At 70.6% G+C, this 17,757-nt stretch carries 14 protein-coding genes; 8 read left to right on the top strand and 6 right to left on the bottom strand.

Going from position 1 to position 17,757, the window contains the following annotated elements:
• Positions 1 to 14: 14 nt before the first annotated feature.
• Together ACWEPL_RS00255 and ACWEPL_RS00250 are read right to left on the bottom strand one after the other, a co-directional pair.
• The gene (locus tag ACWEPL_RS00255; RefSeq protein ID WP_452434420.1) at positions 15 to 2,177 is read right to left on the bottom strand and encodes a helicase-associated domain-containing protein; all 2,163 of its coding nucleotides are present in this window, start codon (positions 2,175 to 2,177) and stop codon (positions 15 to 17) included.
• 41 nt (positions 2,178 to 2,218) lie between these two features.
• Positions 2,219 to 3,253 carry a LacI family DNA-binding transcriptional regulator gene (locus ACWEPL_RS00250; protein WP_452434418.1) on the bottom strand — a complete coding sequence of 345 codons (1,035 nt, stop codon included), beginning with the start codon at positions 3,251 to 3,253 and terminating at the stop codon, positions 2,219 to 2,221.
• An 11-nt stretch (positions 3,254 to 3,264) separates the two neighbouring features.
• Between ACWEPL_RS00250 and ACWEPL_RS00245 the strand changes: the two genes are divergently transcribed.
• The 7 genes from ACWEPL_RS00245 to ACWEPL_RS00215 all read left to right on the top strand — a co-directional run bounded on the left by ACWEPL_RS00245 (position 3,265) and on the right by ACWEPL_RS00215 (position 12,512).
• Complete coding sequence (locus ACWEPL_RS00245; protein WP_452434417.1) at positions 3,265 to 4,428, top strand: trans-sulfuration enzyme family protein; 1,164 nt, start codon at positions 3,265 to 3,267, stop codon at positions 4,426 to 4,428.
• Between the two features lie 46 nt (positions 4,429 to 4,474).
• Positions 4,475 to 5,731: an ABC transporter substrate-binding protein gene (locus ACWEPL_RS00240; protein ID WP_363965346.1), complete on the top strand. Its 1,257-nt coding sequence runs from the start codon at positions 4,475 to 4,477 to the stop codon at positions 5,729 to 5,731.
• Positions 5,728 to 6,612, top strand: a complete 885-nt coding sequence (locus ACWEPL_RS00235) for a carbohydrate ABC transporter permease (protein ID WP_452434416.1) — start codon at positions 5,728 to 5,730, stop codon at positions 6,610 to 6,612. The genes ACWEPL_RS00240 and ACWEPL_RS00235 overlap by 4 nt, the downstream gene beginning before the upstream one ends.
• Entirely contained in the window at positions 6,609 to 7,433 is an 825-nt protein-coding gene (locus ACWEPL_RS00230) for a carbohydrate ABC transporter permease (protein WP_363965343.1), read from the top strand. The genes ACWEPL_RS00235 and ACWEPL_RS00230 overlap by 4 nt, the downstream gene beginning before the upstream one ends.
• Before the next feature lie 94 nt (positions 7,434 to 7,527).
• Positions 7,528 to 10,380 (top strand): glycosyl hydrolase family 95 catalytic domain-containing protein, encoded by a 2,853-nt coding sequence (locus ACWEPL_RS00225; RefSeq protein ID WP_452434414.1) that lies wholly within the window; start codon positions 7,528 to 7,530, stop codon positions 10,378 to 10,380.
• Positions 10,381 to 10,545: 165 nt separating this feature from the next.
• Complete coding sequence (locus ACWEPL_RS00220) at positions 10,546 to 10,875, top strand: DUF485 domain-containing protein (protein ID WP_350722185.1); 330 nt, start codon at positions 10,546 to 10,548, stop codon at positions 10,873 to 10,875.
• A 17-nt stretch (positions 10,876 to 10,892) separates the two neighbouring features.
• Complete coding sequence (locus tag ACWEPL_RS00215) at positions 10,893 to 12,512, top strand: solute symporter family protein (RefSeq protein ID WP_452434666.1); 1,620 nt, start codon at positions 10,893 to 10,895, stop codon at positions 12,510 to 12,512.
• A 99-nt stretch (positions 12,513 to 12,611) separates the two neighbouring features.
• Here the strand turns inward: ACWEPL_RS00215 and ACWEPL_RS00210 are convergent, their stop codons facing one another.
• A complete protein-coding gene (locus ACWEPL_RS00210; RefSeq protein ID WP_363965335.1) occupies positions 12,612 to 14,105 on the bottom strand; it encodes an APC family permease in 1,494 nt (497 codons plus the stop codon).
• Between the two features lie 149 nt (positions 14,106 to 14,254).
• Here ACWEPL_RS00210 and ACWEPL_RS00205 point away from each other — a divergent pair, with 149 nt between their 5' ends.
• A complete protein-coding gene (locus tag ACWEPL_RS00205) occupies positions 14,255 to 15,244 on the top strand; it encodes a hypothetical protein (RefSeq protein ID WP_452434413.1) in 990 nt (329 codons plus the stop codon).
• Here ACWEPL_RS00205 and ACWEPL_RS00200 read toward each other — a convergent pair.
• Genes ACWEPL_RS00200 through ACWEPL_RS00190 form a run of 3 tightly spaced genes read right to left on the bottom strand, consistent with a single transcriptional unit; the run spans position 15,186 to position 17,719 of the window.
• Positions 15,186 to 15,911 (bottom strand): DUF998 domain-containing protein, encoded by a 726-nt coding sequence (locus tag ACWEPL_RS00200; protein ID WP_363965331.1) that lies wholly within the window; start codon positions 15,909 to 15,911, stop codon positions 15,186 to 15,188. The two genes, ACWEPL_RS00205 and ACWEPL_RS00200, sit on opposite strands and share 59 nt — an antisense overlap.
• A gap of 57 nt (positions 15,912 to 15,968) precedes the next feature.
• The gene (locus ACWEPL_RS00195) at positions 15,969 to 16,316 is read right to left on the bottom strand and encodes a nuclear transport factor 2 family protein (RefSeq protein WP_363965329.1); all 348 of its coding nucleotides are present in this window, start codon (positions 16,314 to 16,316) and stop codon (positions 15,969 to 15,971) included.
• Positions 16,313 to 17,719, bottom strand: a complete 1,407-nt coding sequence (locus ACWEPL_RS00190) for an MFS transporter (RefSeq protein WP_363965327.1) — start codon at positions 17,717 to 17,719, stop codon at positions 16,313 to 16,315. Before ACWEPL_RS00190 ends, ACWEPL_RS00195 begins: the two co-directional genes overlap by 4 nt.
• Positions 17,720 to 17,757: the final 38 nt, after the last annotated feature.

The raw sequence follows: 17,757 nt of genomic DNA, 5'->3' as shown, positions 1-17,757 counted from the left end.
GATCCCGCCGGCGATCAGGGCAGATGCGCCTCCTTGATCCGGGCCCGCTGGAAGGTGTGTTCGGCGCCGCAGTCGTGGCAGTAGCCGGACACCGTGCCGCGGGTGAGCTCGATGTCCTCCATGTAGTGCTCACGCCGCTGCCAGACGATGACGATCGGCTCGCCGGTGACGGAGGCCACGGACAGGGCCTCGGCGGGCGTGCCGGGCTCGCCGCCCTGGAGGATCGCGGTGGCGTCCCAGGCCGGGTCGGGCTCCACGGGCAGGCGGCGGCGCTGGGGCGGCTCCGCCTTGATGGTGCCGTCGGGGGCCACGGCGACCGGGGCGTGGCCGCCCTGCCGCAGCAGCTGGAGGGTCTCGTCGGGAGGCAGGGCGCTGAGGGCGACCGTGGGGGCGATGGCGCGCAGCGCCAGCTTGCGCAGGGCCCTGGTCCCGCACAGCTCGGTGATGAGCGCCGGGTCCTCCGCGGTCACCACGGAGGCGGCGGAGGTGACGCGGACGGCGCCGTGCCGGCGGGCGACGTCGGTGACGAGGTAACGCAGCGGCTGGGGGACGGCCTTGGCGGCGACGCGGGCCAGCTCGTCGAGCAGGCCGTCGGCCGTCGTCCCCGCGTCCAGCGCCCGGCGCACGCTCTTGTGCGAGAAGCGCCACACGCTGGCCCGGTCGCGTGACTCCAGGTCGGCGCAGCCGTTCAGGAACGCGGTCAGCTGCGGCGCGGGCACCCCTGACACGATCGCGGTCAGGTCGTTCTGCAGGGTCACGGTGTGGGTCGGCGTGGGGAAGCGGCCGGCCACGCCGGCGCCGTCGAGGTGGGCGCGGCCGAGCTCGGTCAGCGCACCCTCCTGGACCATCCCGAGCAGCTCGCCCTCGCGCAGGGCGGCGGCCACGAACTCGGCGGCGGCCGGCGCGAACTCCTTGACCGCCCGCGTCCGCCAGCCCACGGCCGGGAGCAACCCCTCAGGGCTCGACCCCCGCCCGGGAGGCAGCGTCCGGAGCACGCGCAGCGCGGCCCGCCGGATCTCGCCGGCCCCGCTCTCGAACTGGTACGGCGGAGCCTGCGGCGTCATGTGCTCCTCGCAGCAGCCCGTCACCCTGAACGTGGCCGCCTGCGGCATCGCCAGCCAGGACTCCACCAGGGCCTGCCACCGCGAAGCCGGATCCAGGCCCAGCCACTCGTCGGCCAGAGTGGTGCCGGCCAGCCTCTCGCCGGCCTCGGAGGCGATCAGGTCGGTGCCGAAGGCGAGGTCGAGCCAGAGCACGACCGCCTGCTCGGGAACGTCCAGCGCTTTGGCCACCCGCTTCAGCTCCCGCGCGCCCACCCCGCCCGCCTTCAGCTCGGCGATGGGCTGCGTTCCCGTCAGCTCGATCAGCGCCTCCACCTGGTCAACGGCGGCCAGCGCGGCGGCGAGCCCGTCCGCGGGCCCGGTGAGCTCCACCGACGGCACGTCCGGCTGGCCCGTGAGCTCCGGCTTCCAGCCGTCGCCGCGCAGCGCGAGCGCGACCTCCATGGGCATCTCGTACTCCCAGCCGTCCCGCACCACGAACCCGGCCTCGGCCAGGCGCGTGACCGGATGGTCCGCATCGACGGTGCCGTACCAGACGGCGTGCTGGAAGACCGGCTGCCCGTCCGCCATCGACTCCAGCAGCGCTGCCGCCTCGCGCGGCAACGCGGCGGCGCGGGCGCGGACGGCCCGGCCGTCGCGCACGATCTCCGCCGCCTGGGCGAGCACCTCCGACTTGCGGCCCTTGGGCCTGCCGCCCAGCCCCTTGACCAGGGACTTCAGATCCTCGGCGGTCAGCTCGCGCAACGGCCGGCCCAGCCCGAACGGGTTCGCCCACAGCCCCTGCGGGTGCGGGGACCTCACCGTGCCCCCGTCGCCGCCCCCGTCGCCGGCCCCGTCGAGGGTCACGAGGCCCCACGCGGCCAGGGTCTCGATCGTCTCGCCGAGCCGGTCGCCGGGGTCGTGGAGCAGCTCGGCCAGCGCCGCGCGGCCGGCCTCACCGCCCAGGATCTGCAGCGCCTGGCTGACAAGGTGGCAGTCGGCGTCGAGCGCGAGCAGGGCGGGCACGGCCAGCTCCGGCGCCGCGAGCAGGCGTTCGAGCGCCTCGGCGGAGGGGACGGCGGCCAGCTCCGGCCGGTTGCGAAGAAGCCGGGCGAGGTCGGCGGCGGGAAGAGGCACAACTCGACCCTAGCGAGACGAACGCCGCTCACGCACGGTGTTCAGGAGGGCGGCAGCTCGCCCGAGCCTCTGGCCACCAGCTCGACCGGGACCTTGACGCGGCGGGGCGACGGCGACGGGTTCAGCAGGAGGTCCACCGCGCTGCGGGCCAGGCGGGCCGTGTCGTAGCGGACCACCGTCACCCCGGGGTTGAACACATCGGCCAGGGCGAAGTCGTCGAAGCTCACGTACGCGGGCCGCTCCGGACGTTCCCGCAGCGCCTGCAGGATGCCGATCGCGGCGCGGTTGTTGGTGGCGAAGAAGGCCGTCGGCGGGTCGGGCAGGTCCAGGAGGCGGCTCACCTCGTGGGAGACCCGCCACGGGTCGAAGAGCCCGCGGACCGTCAGCGCGTCGTCGGCCGTCAGCCCGGCCGCGCGCAGGGCCGCGCGGTAGCCGGTCGCGCGGTCGTGCACCGAGCTGATGCCCTCGTCGTCCGAGACCAGCGCGATCCGGCGGTGGCCGCGCGCCAGCAGGTGCTCGGTCGCGGCCCGGCCGCCCCGCACGTCGTCCAGCAGCACCACGTCCGCCGACTCCAGGCCCGGGGGCACGCGGTCCACGAACACCGTGGTGAGCGAGGCGTGCTCGGCCAGCCACGAGTGATCGGCCGCCGAGGGGACGACGATCAGGGCGTCCACGCCCCGGGCGTACATGGACTCGATGAGCATGCGCTCCTTGTCGGCGCTCTCCTCGTACGAGCCGAACACCACCAGCGCCTCGTACCGGGCCGCGGCGGACTCCACGGCGGCGGCCAGGCGGGAGTAGAACTCGTTGGAGATGTTCTCCATCACCAGCCCGAGCGTCAGCATGGTCGCGCCCCTGGCCAGGCGGGCGGCGGCCTCGTTGCGGCGGTAGCCGAGCGCGCTGATGGCCGCCTGCACGCGCTCCTGCAGCGAGGCCCGGACGTGCGGCTCCTGGTTGACCACCCGGGAGACGGTCTTGAGGCTCACACCCGCGTGGCGGGCCACGTCGGCCATGGTCGGCTTGCGAGTGGTTTCACCCTGGGAGGCCGCCCGGTCACCCAGATCCCTGGCTGTCATAGTCTGCCCCCATGGATGACGAATGGATCTGTGGCCGGTTGGGCGAGGACGAGCCCTGGGCGTTGGGCGCGGTCAACCCACCGGTGTTCGAGAACTCGCTGTTCACGTTCGGGAGCGCGCAGGAGCTCGGCGAGGCGATCAGGAACGAGGACGAGAGGTACGTCTACTGGCGGGGGACCAACCCGACGGTCGATCTCGCTCAGCGTAAGCTCGCCGCGCTCGAGCGGGGAGAGCGTGCCAAGTGTTTCGGGTCGGGAATGGGGGCCATCTCGGCGACCATCTCCTCGCTCGTCAAGGCCGGGGATCACGTGCTGGTGCTGGGCGCAGTGTACGGGCCGACCACCCAGTTCCTGCGCTACCTGGAGAAGTTCGGGGTCACGCATACGCACGTGAACGACCTCGCGGAGTGTGACAGCGCTATCAGGGCGACCACCCGTCTACTCTACTTCGAGTCCCCCTCCTACATGGCCTACGCCGTGGTCGACATCGCCGAAGTCACCGCGTGGGCGCGGGAGCGCGGGCTGGTGAGCGTGATGGACAACACCTGGTCCACGCCGATCTTCCAGAAGCCGCTGACCATGGGCGTCGATCTCGTCGTGCACTCGCTGTCGAAGTACATCGGCGGGCACAGCGACCTCGTGGGCGGCGTCGTGGTGGGCCCGTCCCGGCTGATCAGGCCGCTGGCGCTGACCGAGTACCAGCTGTACGGGGCCGCCATGTCGCCGCACGACGCGGCCAAGGTGATCAAGGGGCTGCGCACGCTGCCCGTGCGGATGCCCGCGCACCAGGAGCGGGGGCTGGCCGTGGCCGAGTTCCTGGCGGAGCATCCGGCCGTGCGGGCGGTGAACCACCCCGGGCTGCCGTCCCATCCGGGGCACGACCTCGCGAAGCGGCAGATGTCGGGGTTCTCCAGCCTGTTCAGCCTCGTGCTGGACACGGAATCGCGCCAGGAGGTCGGACTCTTCCTCGACAAGTTGCGACATTTCAGGATTGGTGTGTCTTGGGGGGGTTTTGAGAGCCTGGTGAACGCCCCCGCCCTGTCCACCGAGGAGAGCGTGCGGGCCACCATGGGCATCCCCGTCGGCCTCGTGCGGCTCTCGGTCGGCCTGGAGCCCGCGGACACGTTGATCAAGGATCTCGGTCTAGCGCTGGAGGGGGTCGGTCGCCTAGCGTGACTGGCAGCGCGTGACTGACAGCGCTGTCTGAAGCTGGAGGCTCAGCATGAGAACCCCCCTCCTGGCGGCCGCGGTCGCCGCCACGCTCTTGCTCGCGGGCTGCGGCTCCGGCTCGTCGTCCCCCGGCGAGGTACGGCTCCGCATGATCGAGAGCCTGACCAGTCCCGAACGCACGAAGCTCATCAAAACGCTGCTGAAGGACTTCGAGAAGGCCAACCCGGGCATCAAGGTGGAGCTGATCTCGCCGCCGCTCGACAGCGCCGACCAGAAGATCACCCAGATCCTGCAGACGAAGAAGGACCTGGACGTGCTGGAAGTGCGCGACCACACGGCCAAGTCCTTCTCCAACAACGGCTGGCTGGCCGAGCTGCCCACCACGGAGTGGCCCGGCTGGTCGGACCTGACCGAGCTGGCCCAGAAGAAGGCCGTCGAGGTCGGCGGCAAGGCGTACCTGATCCCGTACGGCTTCTACGAGCGCACGATCTTCTACCGTACGGACCGGGGCATGACGCAGCCGCCGGCCACCTGGCAGGAGCTCTACGAGGCCGGCAAGAAGATGACCTCGGGCGATCGGTTCGGCTACTCGTTCCGGGGCGGCAAGGGCGGGGCCGACTACGCGGTCATGATGGTCAGCGCGTACAACGGCGAAGCCCTGAATCCCGAAAAATCGTTCTATCTCAAGGACAAGCGGACGATCTTCTCCACCCCCGAGGCCGCCCAGGCCATGGACCTCTACGTGAAGATCTTCAAGGAGGCGTCGCCGCCCGACTCCGTCTCCTGGGGCTACCCGGAGATGGTCCAGGGGTTCACCTCGGGCGTCACCGGCATGCTCATCCAGGACCCCGAAGTGATCAAGACGGTCCAGGAGAGCGGCATGACGGCCTGGTCGACGGCCCCCATCCCCAAGGGCCCGTCCGGATACGCCTTCCAGCCCGTCGGCTACGCCGGATGGGGCGCCACCTCCTTCACCACGCACCCGAAGGAGGCGGTCAAGCTGGTCCAGTTCCTCTCGGAGGCCAAGCAGAGCATCGCCTTCGCCAAGGGCAACTCGCTCATCCCGATCTCCAAGCAGGCCCAGAGCGACCCGCAGTTCTCGCAGGGCGCGTGGAAGGCGTACCTGCAGGCCCAGCAGGACCCCAAGCAGGTGATCACGATCAGGCCCGTCGACTACCCGGGCTGGAGCCAGTTCCTCGTCGACTCCGACCGTGACGTCCAGGCCCTGATCACCGGCAAGAAGACCACGGCCGAGGTGCTCAAGTCGTGGGACGCCTTCTGGACGGACCAGGCCAAGAAGGTCTCATGAGGCTCTTCACCGCCCGCCGGGCCAGGTTCATCGCCCTGTGCCTGCTGCCCGGCGTGGTCTTCGTGACCCTGTTCACGTACTACCCGATGATCCGCGGCACGGTCATCGCCTTCCAGCGCTACAACCTGTTCGACATCACCTCGACGCCCTTCGTCGGCCTGGAGAACTTCCGGGCCGTCTTGGTCGAGGACCGGTTCTGGACGGCGCTGCGGAACACCGGCACGTGGGTGGTCGTCTCGCTGTTCTTCCAGTTCTTCCTCGGCTTCGGGCTGGCGCTGCTGCTGCGCCGGCACTTCCGCGGCCGGGGCCTCTACCAGGCGTGGGTGTTCTTCCCGTGGGCCATGTCGGGGTTCCTGATCGGGCTGCTGTGGCGGTGGATGTTCAACGGGCAGTTCGGCGTGATCAACGACCTGCTGCTCAAGACCGGCCTCATCGACCAGCGCATCGGCTTCCTGGCCACCCCCGGGTGGGCGATGACCTCGGTGATCGTGGCCAACATCTGGTACGGCGTCACGTTCTTCGCCATCATGATCATGGCCGCCCTGCAGTCGGTGCCGAAGGAGCTGTACGAGGCGGCGGCCGTGGACGGCGCGTCGCGGCTGCGGCAGTTCTGGCACGTGACGCTGCCGCACATCCGGCCCACGCTCGCTCTCATCGTGCTGCTGCGGATCATCTGGATCCTCAACTTCCCCGACCTCATCTACTCGATGACCGGCGGCGGCCCGGCCGGCGGCACCGACATCATCACGACCTTCCTCATCCAGCAGGTCATCGGCGGCGACTACGGCCGGGCGGGCGCGGTGGGCCTGCTCATCCTGGGCCTGCTGCTGTCCTTCAGCGTCTTCTACCTGAACGCGACGAGATTCGAGAAATCCAGATGAGACGTGTCGCGACCGCAGCGAAGGTCGTCGTGCTGGGCGCCTGGCTGCTGATCACCCTCTTCCCCCTCTACTGGATCGTCGTCACCTCGCTCAAGCCCAAGTCCGAGATCTTCTCGATGCCGCTCAGGTACTGGCCGGGCAACCTGACGTTCGAGCACTACGAGGAGCTGTTCTCGTTCGCGGACTTCGGCGCCTACCTGCTGAACAGCCTGCTCGTCTCGCTCGTCGCGGCCGGCGTGGTGACCGCGATCGGCGTGCTGGGCGGCTACACCCTCGCCCGCTTCGCCTTCCCCGGCCGGGGCGCGCTGATGCTGGCGTTCCTGGTGACGCAGATGATCCCGCTGTTCATCGCGCTGGGCCCGCTCTACCTGCTGATGTCCGACCTCGACCTGCTCAACCGGCTCGCCGGGCTGATGCTGGTGTACGTGGCCATGCTGGTGCCGTTCGCCACGATCATCATGCGCGGCTTCTACGAGCGGGTGCCGGTCGCGCTGGAGGAGGCCGCGCAGGTGGACGGCGCCTCGCGGCTGGTGGCCATGGTGCGGGTGGTCATTCCGGTCATGCTGCCGGGCATCGCGGCCACGTTCATCTTCGCGTTCGTGCAGTGCTGGAACGAGCTGTTCCTGGCGATCACGTTCATCGACAGCGAGGACGCCAAGACCATCCCGGTCGCCATGAACTCCTTCATCACCCAGTACGACATCGACTGGGGTTCCATGGCCGCGGCCACCGTGATCTCGGTGCTGCCGACCCTCGTGCTGTTCGCCGCCATCCGCCGCTACATCGTCGAAGGGCTCACCGCGGGCGCTGTTAAGGGGTGATGCATCCGATGAATTTCGGTTGACTACCCTTGACTAAGGTCATCTTGCGTGTCATACAGACGAAAGACCCGATGTCTCGTCTGTGAGGTCCCGCATGACACCCCCCTCTCACGACCCCACCCGCCGTGCCGTGCTCGGCGGCTTAGGCCTCGCCCTCGTCCCCGCCGCCCCGGCTCTCGCGGAAACCGAGCCCGCCGAGCCCGCCGAGCCCACTGGGGCGGCCCTGGGCTGGCAGCTCCGGCAGCGTGTGCCCTGGGCCGAGTTCATGAAGGGCCAGGACCTGCTCTGGGGCAGGATGCCCAGGACCTGGTCCGAGGGCCCGTTTCTCGGCGACGGCCTGCTGGGCAGCATGGTCTACCAGGAGCCCGGCCAGAACAAGATCCGCTTCACCGTCCAGCACGGCCGCGTCCAGGACCACCGGCCCCAGTTCGGCAGCGGCTGGGGCACCTGCCGCCTGCCCGTCGGCCACGTCACCCTCGACCCGGTCGGCACGATCACGGCCGTCGACCTGCGGCTCAGCCTGTGGGACGCCGAGGTCACCGGCACCGTCACCACGGACAAGGGCAAGCTGTCCTTCTCCGCGTTCATCCACGACGAAGTCCTCGTCGCCAAGGCGGAGGCCGGCGGTGAGGAGCAGGTGCGCTGGACCTTCCACCCCGAGGAGGCCGTCAGCCCCCGATCCGTCTCCGAGGCCCCGCCCAGCGGCTACACGCCCAACCCGCCCTGGACCACCGCGACCGCGGGCGACGTCGAGCAGGTGCTCCAGCCGCTCACCGGGGGCGGCCAGACCGCCACCGCCTACCGCGTCAAGGACGGGACGCTCCTGGTCACCGTGGGCCACAGCTTCCCGTCCGCGACCGAGGCCCAGGAGAGCGCGCTCGCCAGGATCCGGAACGCGCCGTCGTACGGGATCACGCGGAAGCGGCACCGTAACTGGTGGCACGACTTCTACGGCAAGAGCTTCGTCTCCCTGCCCGACCAGCGGCTGCAGAGCTTCTACTGGATCCAGCTCTACAAGGTCGCCTCCGCCGGCCGGACGGGCGGCCCGGTCATGGCCACCACCGGCCCCTGGCTGGAGTCCACCCCGTGGCCGGCGGTGTGGTGGAACCTCAACGTGCAGCTCGAGTACTGGCTCATCCACGGCTCCAACCACCTGGAGCTCGACTCGCTCACCAGCACGCTCGACCGCAACCGCGACCAGCTCGTCGCCAACGTGCCCGCCGCCTACCGCGCCGACTCGGCCGGGCTGGGACGCAGCTCCGACATGTTCTGCAACCGGAGCGTCGGCACGCCCGGCACGGGCGCCGAGGTGGGCGACCTCACGTGGGCGCTGCACAACGTGTGGCTGACCTACCGGCACACCATGGACGACAGGCTGCTGCGTGACACGGTCTTCCCGCTGCTGCGGCGGGCGATCAACTACTACCTGCACTTCCTGGCCGCCGGCGCGGACGGCAGGTTGCACCTGCCCAGCACGCTCTCACCGGAATACCCGGTCACCCCGCCCCAGGACACCAACTACGACCTGGCGCTGATCCGGTGGGGCTGCCGGACCCTGATCGAGTCGGCCGAGCGGCTCGGGATCGACGACCCGCTCGCGGCGAAGTGGCGGGAGGTGCTGGACACGCTCGTCGACTACCCGGCCGACGCCGACGGCTTCATGATCGGCGCGAGCACGCCGTACGCGCAGTCGCACCGCCACTACTCCCACCTCCTCATGATCTACCCCCTCTACCTGGTCAACTGGGACCAGCCGGAGCAGCGCGAGCTGATCGAGAAGTCGGTCGCCCACTGGCAGTCGCTGACGGGCGCGCACCGCGGCTACAGCTACACCGGCGCGGCCTCGCTCTACGCCATGATGGGCCGTGGCGACACCGCGCTGTCCTATCTGGACCGGTTCTTCGACCCGGCCGCCCGCTACCCGTGCACGGCCAACACCCACTACGCCGAGGCCGGGCCGGTCATCGAGACGCCGCTGTCGGCCGCCCAGTCCCTTCACGACATGCTCTGCCAGAGCTGGGGCGGGATCGTCCGCGTCTTCCCGGCCGTGCCCGCCTCGTGGGCGGACGTCACGATCCACGACTTCCGGACGCAGGGCGCGTTCCTGGTCTCGGCCGTGCGCAAGGGCGGCCGCACCTCGTTCATCCGCATCAGGAGCGTGGCGGGGGCGCCGCTCAGGCTCAGGCACGGGCTCGACGGGCCGGTCACCGCCGTGCTGTCCGACGGCCGTCCCGCTCGGGTGAAGGACCTGGGGGAGGGCGTCGTGGAGATCGCCCTGGGCAAGGGGAGCGAGGTGCTCGTCCACACGGGCGCGCGGCCCGACCCGGTCATCGGACCTGTGCCGGTGAGCAGGCCGGGGGACGCCTGGGGGCTGCCGCCGATCCCGCCTCCCGGGCCCACCACGCCGGTGGACCTGTCGCCGTACTTCGGCAACGACGGCGTCTCCACGCACGAGGCGATGGCGGACGGCGACTTCGACGGGTCCGGCTACACCTATCCGGCCGAGGAGCTGCCGCCCGCCGGGCCGCTCGTCCACGAGGGCCTGAGCTTCGTCTTCCCCGCGTACGGGGACGGGGCCGGGAACAACGTCGCCGGCCAGGGACAGACGATCACCGTGCCGTCCGGGAAGTACGCCAAGGTCCGGCTGCTGGGCGCGGCCAGTTCCGGGGCCGTCACCTCCACGCTGACCGCCACGTACGCCGACGGGACCACCGCCCAGGTGCCGTTCGTCCTGCCCGACTGGGGCGGCCAGCCCGGGGCGGGGGCCTCCGAGGTGCTCCGCTGCACCCACCGCCACGGCCGCACGGGCGCCAATTCGCTACGGGTCGGGCTGTTCGAGGTGCAGGCGGCGCTCGACCCGGCCAGGGAGCTGCGCTCGCTCACCCTGCCCGCGCTCACCCGGCCTCAGCTCCACCTGTTCGCGCTCTCCGTGGAAGCGCCCCGATGAAACGAGCGACCAACCGCTCGTCGCGCGTAACAGACCTTTCACCGCAAGCCATCCCCAACTAATCGCCGGACCCCAGCGACTCGTCGAACAACGTCACCAGGGGCCTCCACGACGGGTAGGTTGCGCTCTTACGTTGGGCGTGATCCGCATCACAGTGGAGGTCTCGTGACTACTAAAGAACATGACGCATCGGTCTATGAGGAAGTTCAGGAGAGCAGTGAATTCCAGGATCTGAAACGGCGATTCCGCGCCTGGACGTTCCCGATGACCGTGGCGTTCCTCGCGTGGTACCTGCTCTACGTGGTGCTGTCCGGCTGGGCGCGCGGCTTCATGGGGATCAAGCTGCTCGGTGAGATCAACGTCGGCCTCGTCTTCGGTTTGCTCCAGTTCGTCTCCACGTTCCTCATCGCGTGGGCGTACGCCAGGCACGCCGAGAAGAAGCTCGACCCGATCGCCGACAAGCTCCGCCACGAGGTTGAGGAGAAGACCAAGTGAGCTCCCACACCCTGGGGATGATCCTCTTCCTCACCTTCGTCGCCGCCACGCTGGGGATCACGTTCTGGGCGAGCCGGCAGACCAAGACGGCCGCCGACTACTACGCCGGCGGGCGGTCGTTCACCGGCGTGCAGAACGGGCTGGCCATCGGCGGCGACTACATGTCGGCCGCCTCCTTCCTCGGCATCGCCGGCATCATCGCGCTGTCCGGCTACGACGGGTTCCTGTACTCGATCGGGTTCCTGGTGGCGTGGCTGGTCGCGCTGCTGCTGGTCGCCGAGCTGATGCGGAACTCGGGCAAGTTCACCATGGCCGACGTGCTGGCCTTCCGGATGAGCCCGCGTCCCGTGCGCACGGCGGCGGGCGTGTCCACCATCGTGGTCAGCATCTTCTACCTGCTGGCCCAGATGGTCGGCGCGGGCGCGCTGGTCGGCCTGCTGCTCGGCATCACCTCCCCGGCGGGCAAGGCGTGGACCATCGTCGGCGTGGGCGCGCTGATGATCGTCTACGTGGTCTTCGGCGGCATGAAGGGCACCACCTGGGTGCAGATCGTCAAGGCCGTGCTGCTGATGAGCGGCGCCGCGCTGGTGACGGTGCTGGTGCTGGGCAAGTTCGGCTTCAACCTGTCGGCCCTGCTCGGCCAGGCCGCCACCACCAGCGGCCCCAAGGCGAACCCGGGCAACTTCCTGATCCCCGGGCTGAAGTACGGCACCGAGGCCCAGGGGCTGGCCGGCAAGATCGACCTCATCAGCCTTGGCCTGGCGCTGGTGCTCGGCACCGCGGGCCTGCCGCACATCCTCATCCGCTTCTACACCGTCCCCACCGCCAAGGACGCCCGCAAGTCGGTCCTGTGGGGCATCGGCATCATCGGCGTGTTCTACCTGCTGACCCTCGTCCTCGGCTTCGGCGCCGCGGCCCTGGTCGGCAAGACCGCGATCGTCGCCGGTGACGCGGCGGGCAACACGGCCGCGCCGATGCTGGCCGAACGCATCGGCCAGGAGATCTTCGGCTCGGTCGGCGGCACGATCCTGCTGGCGCTCATCGGCGCCGTCGCCTTCGCCACGATCCTCGCCGTCGTGGCGGGCCTCACGCTGGCCTCCTCCTCCAGCTTCTCGCACGACCTGTACGCGCACGTCTTCAAGCGCGGCCAGGCCAGCGAGCGCCAGGAGGTCGTGGTGGCGCGCATCTCCGCCCTGGTCATCGGCGCCATCGCGATCGGCCTGGGCATCCTGGCTCAGGGCCAGAACGTGGCCTTCCTGGTCGCCCTGGCCTTCGCCGTCGCGGCCTCGGCCAACCTGCCCGCGATCCTCTACAGCCTGTTCTGGAAGCGGTTCAACACGACGGGCGCGGTCTCGGCCATCTACGGCGGCCTGATCTCGGCCCTGGTCCTGGTCATCTTCTCGCCGGTGGTCTCGGCGCCGCCGCCCCCGGCCGGCGTCAAGCCGAGCGCGCTGATCGTCGGCGTGGACTTCCACTGGTTCCCGCTGAGCAACCCCGGCATCCTGTCGATCCCGATCGGCTTCCTGTGCGGGTGGCTCGGCACGATCCTCAGCAAGGAGTACAACGCGGCGAAGTACGCCGAGATGGAGGTCCGCTCCCTCACCGGCGTCGGCGCGGAGAAGGCGACCCAGCACTGACGTTCCCCCTGAAGGCGCCTCACCCCTCCCCTCCGAAGGCGCCTGCACCCGAGGGCCCGGCCTCCCAGGAGGCCGGGCCCTTCGCCGTGCCGCCCGGCCTCAGGCGGCCACCCGGCGCCCGACCAGGTACAGCAGGGCGCCCACCAGCAGCGACGCCAGCGCGATCCCGCCGACCAGCCAGAACCACATCCCGTACGCGATCTCGGCGCCGAGCAGCGTGACCTTGCCCGCGTCGTTGGAGATCAGCGGCGTCCACGACCCGGAGAGCGTGGCCACCACGCCCACGAGCGAGGCCAGCGCCCCCACGACGGAGGCCACCCAGAACACCGCGGGCGAGGCCAGCCGCCGCGCCTCGAACTGCTCGCGGTAGCGCCGCAGGATGATCAGCACGTCCACGAACAGCACCACGATCGACAGGCACCAGATCACGGTGACCGCGGCCTGCAGGACATTGTAGACCTCGGTCTGCGCGTCGGCGGGCCTGGTGGCGGTGTTCGTGGCGGCGAAGGGCACCACCACGAACGCCGCCACCGTGAAGACCCCGGCCAGCACGGTCTGGATCCAGACCGCCACGTCCGGCACCTTCTGCGCGTTGACGTGGCTGACCGCCTTCGGCAGCCGCCGGTCCAGCCCGGACACGAAGATCAGCCGGGCGAAGGAGTAGTTGTAGACGACGGTGATGATGAAGAACATGGCGGCCAGCACGAGCGCGACCAGCTTGCCCGCCCAGCCGCCCAGCCCGATCCCCACGGCCTCGGCCACGGCCGTGATGTTCGCCGCCTCCCCGGCGGGCACCGACACCATCACGCCCCAGGTGGCGACCAGGTAGGCGACCATGACGGCCAGCGACCCCCACAGCAGGTACCGGGTCACGGCCCGCTCCTGCCTGATCTCCACCCCCATGTTCAGCGGCACCTCGACGCCCAGCAGCGCCAGCACGGCCAGGCCGAAGAAGCTCCAGCTCGCGAAGTTGAGCCCGTGCTCGGCCGACGGGCTCCAGGCCGCGAAGTCCCACGGGTTCGTGGCCGCCGGGTGCCCCTGGGCCAGGTGCGCGATCCCGGCCGCGAACATCAGCAGGATCGCCAGCCCGTACGCCAGGAAGACGACGTTCACCACGTTCTGCGTCAGCCGGAAGCGCAGGACCGCCAGCACGGCCGCGAGCAGCAGGATCGCCACGATCAGCCCGCCCTGTGCCGCCACGGACAGCTCCCCGAGCGCGGGGAAGACGTAGCCGAGGAACGAGATCGTCAGCGTCCCGGTCGCCACCATCACCAGCACACCCGGCCACCAGGCGCAGAACCCGGCGAAGAATCCCCAGAACGGCCCGAACGCCTTGGTCGTCCAGAGGTAGATGGAGCCCTCGCCGGGGAACATGGCGCCGAGCTGGCCCGTGACGATCGCGCACGGGACGAGGAACAGCGCGAACGCGATGATCCACCACCCGAACGCGGCCGGGCCCGCGGACTGGATGACGGCGGCGTTCGTGATGAACAGGACGATCGATACGAAGATCGCCACCATGTCGAAGGTGGTCAGCACCCGCGGCAGGATCCCGCCGGCCACCCGCTCGGACAGCAGCTCGTTCTCGGTCATGGGCGACCTCCTACCTGCAAAGATCCGCCGGGCCACGGCCGTCGTCAAGCACGTGCGCCCGGCAGGTGATTACATCACGAATATCTTTACATCAGTTGTAACTTTACTCGAAGTGGTGTTATCTGGAGGTCGTGACAACGACTCACCAGATGCCCTTACTCGCTCGCGTGGCGCCCGCGATCGGGCTCTTCTTCCTGGCGCCGCTGACCGCCGAGTTCCTGATGGGGAACATGGCGATCACCAATGTCGGGGTGCTGGTCGGCACCGTTCCCCTCTACGGGACCGCCGCCCTGCTCATCCGCGAGGCGGTCCGGCGGACCGGGCGCGGCTGGCCGGCCATGCTGGCGTTCGGGCTGGCATACGGGATGTTCGAGGAGGCGTTCTTCACCCAGACGTTGTGGAACCAGCACTGGTACGGCGTGCGCATCCTCGACTACGGCTACGTTCCCGCGCTGGGGATCGGGGTCCCCTGGCTGCTGTTCATGGTCGGCGTGCACACGATCTGGAGCATCAGCGTCCCGATCGCGGTCATGGAGACGCTGGCCGGTCCGCGCCGCACCGAGCCGTGGCTGAAGAAGCGCGGTTTCTGGGCCGTGGCCGTGTTCTTCGCGATCTACTTCGTCCTCGGAGCCTTCGCCACGGGCGCGCTCGGCGGCTGGTTCGCCACCCCGATCCAGTACGCCGGCGCCGGGGTACTGGTCGTCGCGTCCATCGTGCTCGGCCTGCGCCTGCCCCGCACCGCCCCCTCCGTCGCGGGGCGGGCGCCGAGCCCGTGGGTGGTGTTCGTGTTCGCCCTGGCGGCCGGCGCGTTCTTCGTGCTCCTCTACGCGTGCGACCCCACCGGCCTGTCGCCCTGGCTGGCCGGGCTGTCAGTCCCGGCGTGGCTGGGCGTGCTGCTCTATCTGGCGTTGTTCGCCGGGGTCGGCGTCCTGGTGAGACGCTGGTCGCACGGGTCCGGCTGGTCGGACGCGCACCGGCTGGCGCTCGCGGCGGGGGCCATGCTCACGTACGCGTGGCACTCGTTCCCGTGGAAGGTGATCGTGCCCGCGAGCCCGGCGGCCGACCTGGCCAGCAACGCGATCATGACGGTCGCCGCGGTCGTCCTGCTGGTGTTCGCGGCCCGGCGGGTCGCCGCCTGAGCAGCCGGAGCGCCAGCAGGGTCAGCCAGGCCCAGCCAATGGTGACCGCGACGCGCTGGAAGAGCCCGCCGTGGGCGACCAGCGCCGGGTTCTGGCTGAAGGCGATCGTGGCCAGCGCCATCGCGACCGTGAACCCGGCCCCGCTGGCGGCCGAGTACGCCGCCCACCCGAGCTTCCGGTCCCGCGCGAACCCGACCGCGAAGACCAGGCAGGCCGCGATCAGCGCTGCGAATCCCGCCAGCGAGAGGTAGTCGTGCAGCGCCGCGTGCGTGCTGCCGTGCTCGGCCAGCAGGTCGGGGGTGCCCTGCGGGTAACCGCTCACCGGGTCGGTGGTGAACACCCCGGCGCCGATCAGGCCGGCGCCCCAGACCCCCACCAGGGCCGGGCCCCAGACCTTGTGGAGCGCCCGCCGCAGCCCGGCGGCGAAGGCGAGCATCAAGAGGCCGGCCACGACGAAGTTGACCGCCTGCACCCAGCCGCCCGGCCCGAGCGCGAGCGAGCTGACCGGGTGGCGCAGCGGGTCGTAGTGGGCACGGAGGGCGCCCTCGACGAGGAACGCGACGACGAACAGCGGCCCGGCGACCACCCCGCACAGCAGCAGCCGGCTGGGCGTCGGGTCGCCGGGCCCTGCGATGGGGGCGGGGCCCGCAGGTGTGAGAGTTCGCATGCTTGTCAAGCTAGACTGACAAGCGAGCCGCTGTCAATCCAGCCTGACAAGGAGATCTCATTCGAAGAAACCGACCACGCGGCTGATGCGGTCGCCCGCGAACTCCACGACGTCGTAGCCGGTCGCCACCGGCGTCTCCGAGCCCGGCGCGCCGAGCCGCCAGGTGAACAGCGCCGTGTCGTGATGGGCGCCGACCAGCGTGCCGAGGGTGAACACCAGGTCGCCGAAGTTCTCCTGGGCCCGGCCGATCGCCTCGGACAACTCCGCGTGCCCGCGCAGCCCGGCGTAGTCGGGATCGGAGTAGACGGAGTCGTCGGTGAGCACGGTCTTGATCAGGAGGTCCCGGGCGGCGGCGTCGCGCTCGTTCCAGACGTCCAGGTACTTGCCGATGAGGTCGTCGATCATGACGTGATTCCTTCCGTGGTTCGGTTCGGTTCGAGTGCCAGGGCGGCGAGGCCGCCCAGGGCGGTGGCGGCCGCGGCGGCCCAGCCGGCCGCGTGCAGCCCGCCGAGCAGGTCGGAGGAGGCGGTGGCGACGGCGACGAAGACGGCCAGCCCCATCGCGCCGCCGACCTCCTTGGCCGTGCTGGCCAGGCCCGACGCGACGCCCTGCGCCTCCGGTGCCACCCCGGCGCCGGCCGCCGCGAACAGGGCGACGAAGGCGACGCCGCCGAAGAATCCCCAGACGAGGCTGCCCGGCATCAGCGTCCAGAAGCCGCCGCCCGCGGGCATGCCCGCGGTCAGCAGGGCGATCCCGGCTGCGGCGCCGAGCATGCCGGCGCTGAGCGTCGTACGGATCCCCCACCTGCCGAGCATCACCGGGGCGGCCTTCAGCGCGGCGGCCATGCAGACGAGGGTGAGCGGCAGGAACGTCAGCCCCGCCTCCAGGGCGCTGTAGCCGAGGACCGGCTGCAGGTACGTGGTGAGCACGTAGTAGGCGCCGCCCAGCGTGCCCTGGAACACGGCGATCACCACCATCGTGGTGGCCGGGCCGCGCCGCCGGACCAGCCGCAGCGGGATCAGCGGATCCCGGCCACGCGCCTCGACCAGGACCAGCAGCCCCAGCAGCGCCAGGCCCGCGACCAGCGACCCGGCGCCGCGCACCGACCCCCATCCGGCCTCCGGCCCGCTCGCCAGGCCGAACACCACCAGCGTCGACCCCGCCGTCGCCAGCAGCGCGCCCGGCACGTCGAACCCGCGCAGTCCGGACGCGGGACGGCCGTCGGAGGGGAGCAGCCGGGGCGCGGCGAGGACGGCGCCGACGGCCAGGGGGACGTTCACGAAGAACACCCACTCCCAGCCCAGGGCGCTGGTGAGCACGCCGCCCAGCAGCGACCCGGCGGCCAGCCCGGCGCTGCCGGCCATGCCCCAGGCGCCCAGCGCCCGGTTGCGCGCGGGCCCCTCCTCGAACCCCCGGTAGATCAGCGCGAGCGTGGCCGGGGTGAGCAGCGCCCCGCCGACGCCCTGGACGGCGCGGGCGGCGATCAGCACGCCGGAGCCGGGGGCCAGCCCGCCGGCCAGGGAGGCCACGCCGTACAGCGCCAGTCCGAGCATGAACGTGCGCCGGGCGCCGAGCTTGTCCACGGCCCGGCCGCCGAGCAGCAGCAGCCCGCCGAGCCCGATGGCGTACGCGCTCACCACCCACTGCACGGATCGCGCGCTGAAGCCCAGCGCCGTCCCGATGTCGGGCAGCGCCACGTAAACGATGTTGTAGTCGAGAGCCACGATGAGCTGGGTGAACGCCAGGAGCGCCAGCCTGGGCCCGGAACGGCCCACGCCGGTCGGCGCACGAGAGGTGGCAAGCGTCACTCGGGAATCCCCTCTCTTTACACGGCGCGAACTTTCTA

The sequence above is a fragment of the Nonomuraea sp. NPDC004186 genome, from assembly GCF_053603495.1.
This window is presented reverse-complemented; position numbering and strand designations above follow the sequence as displayed.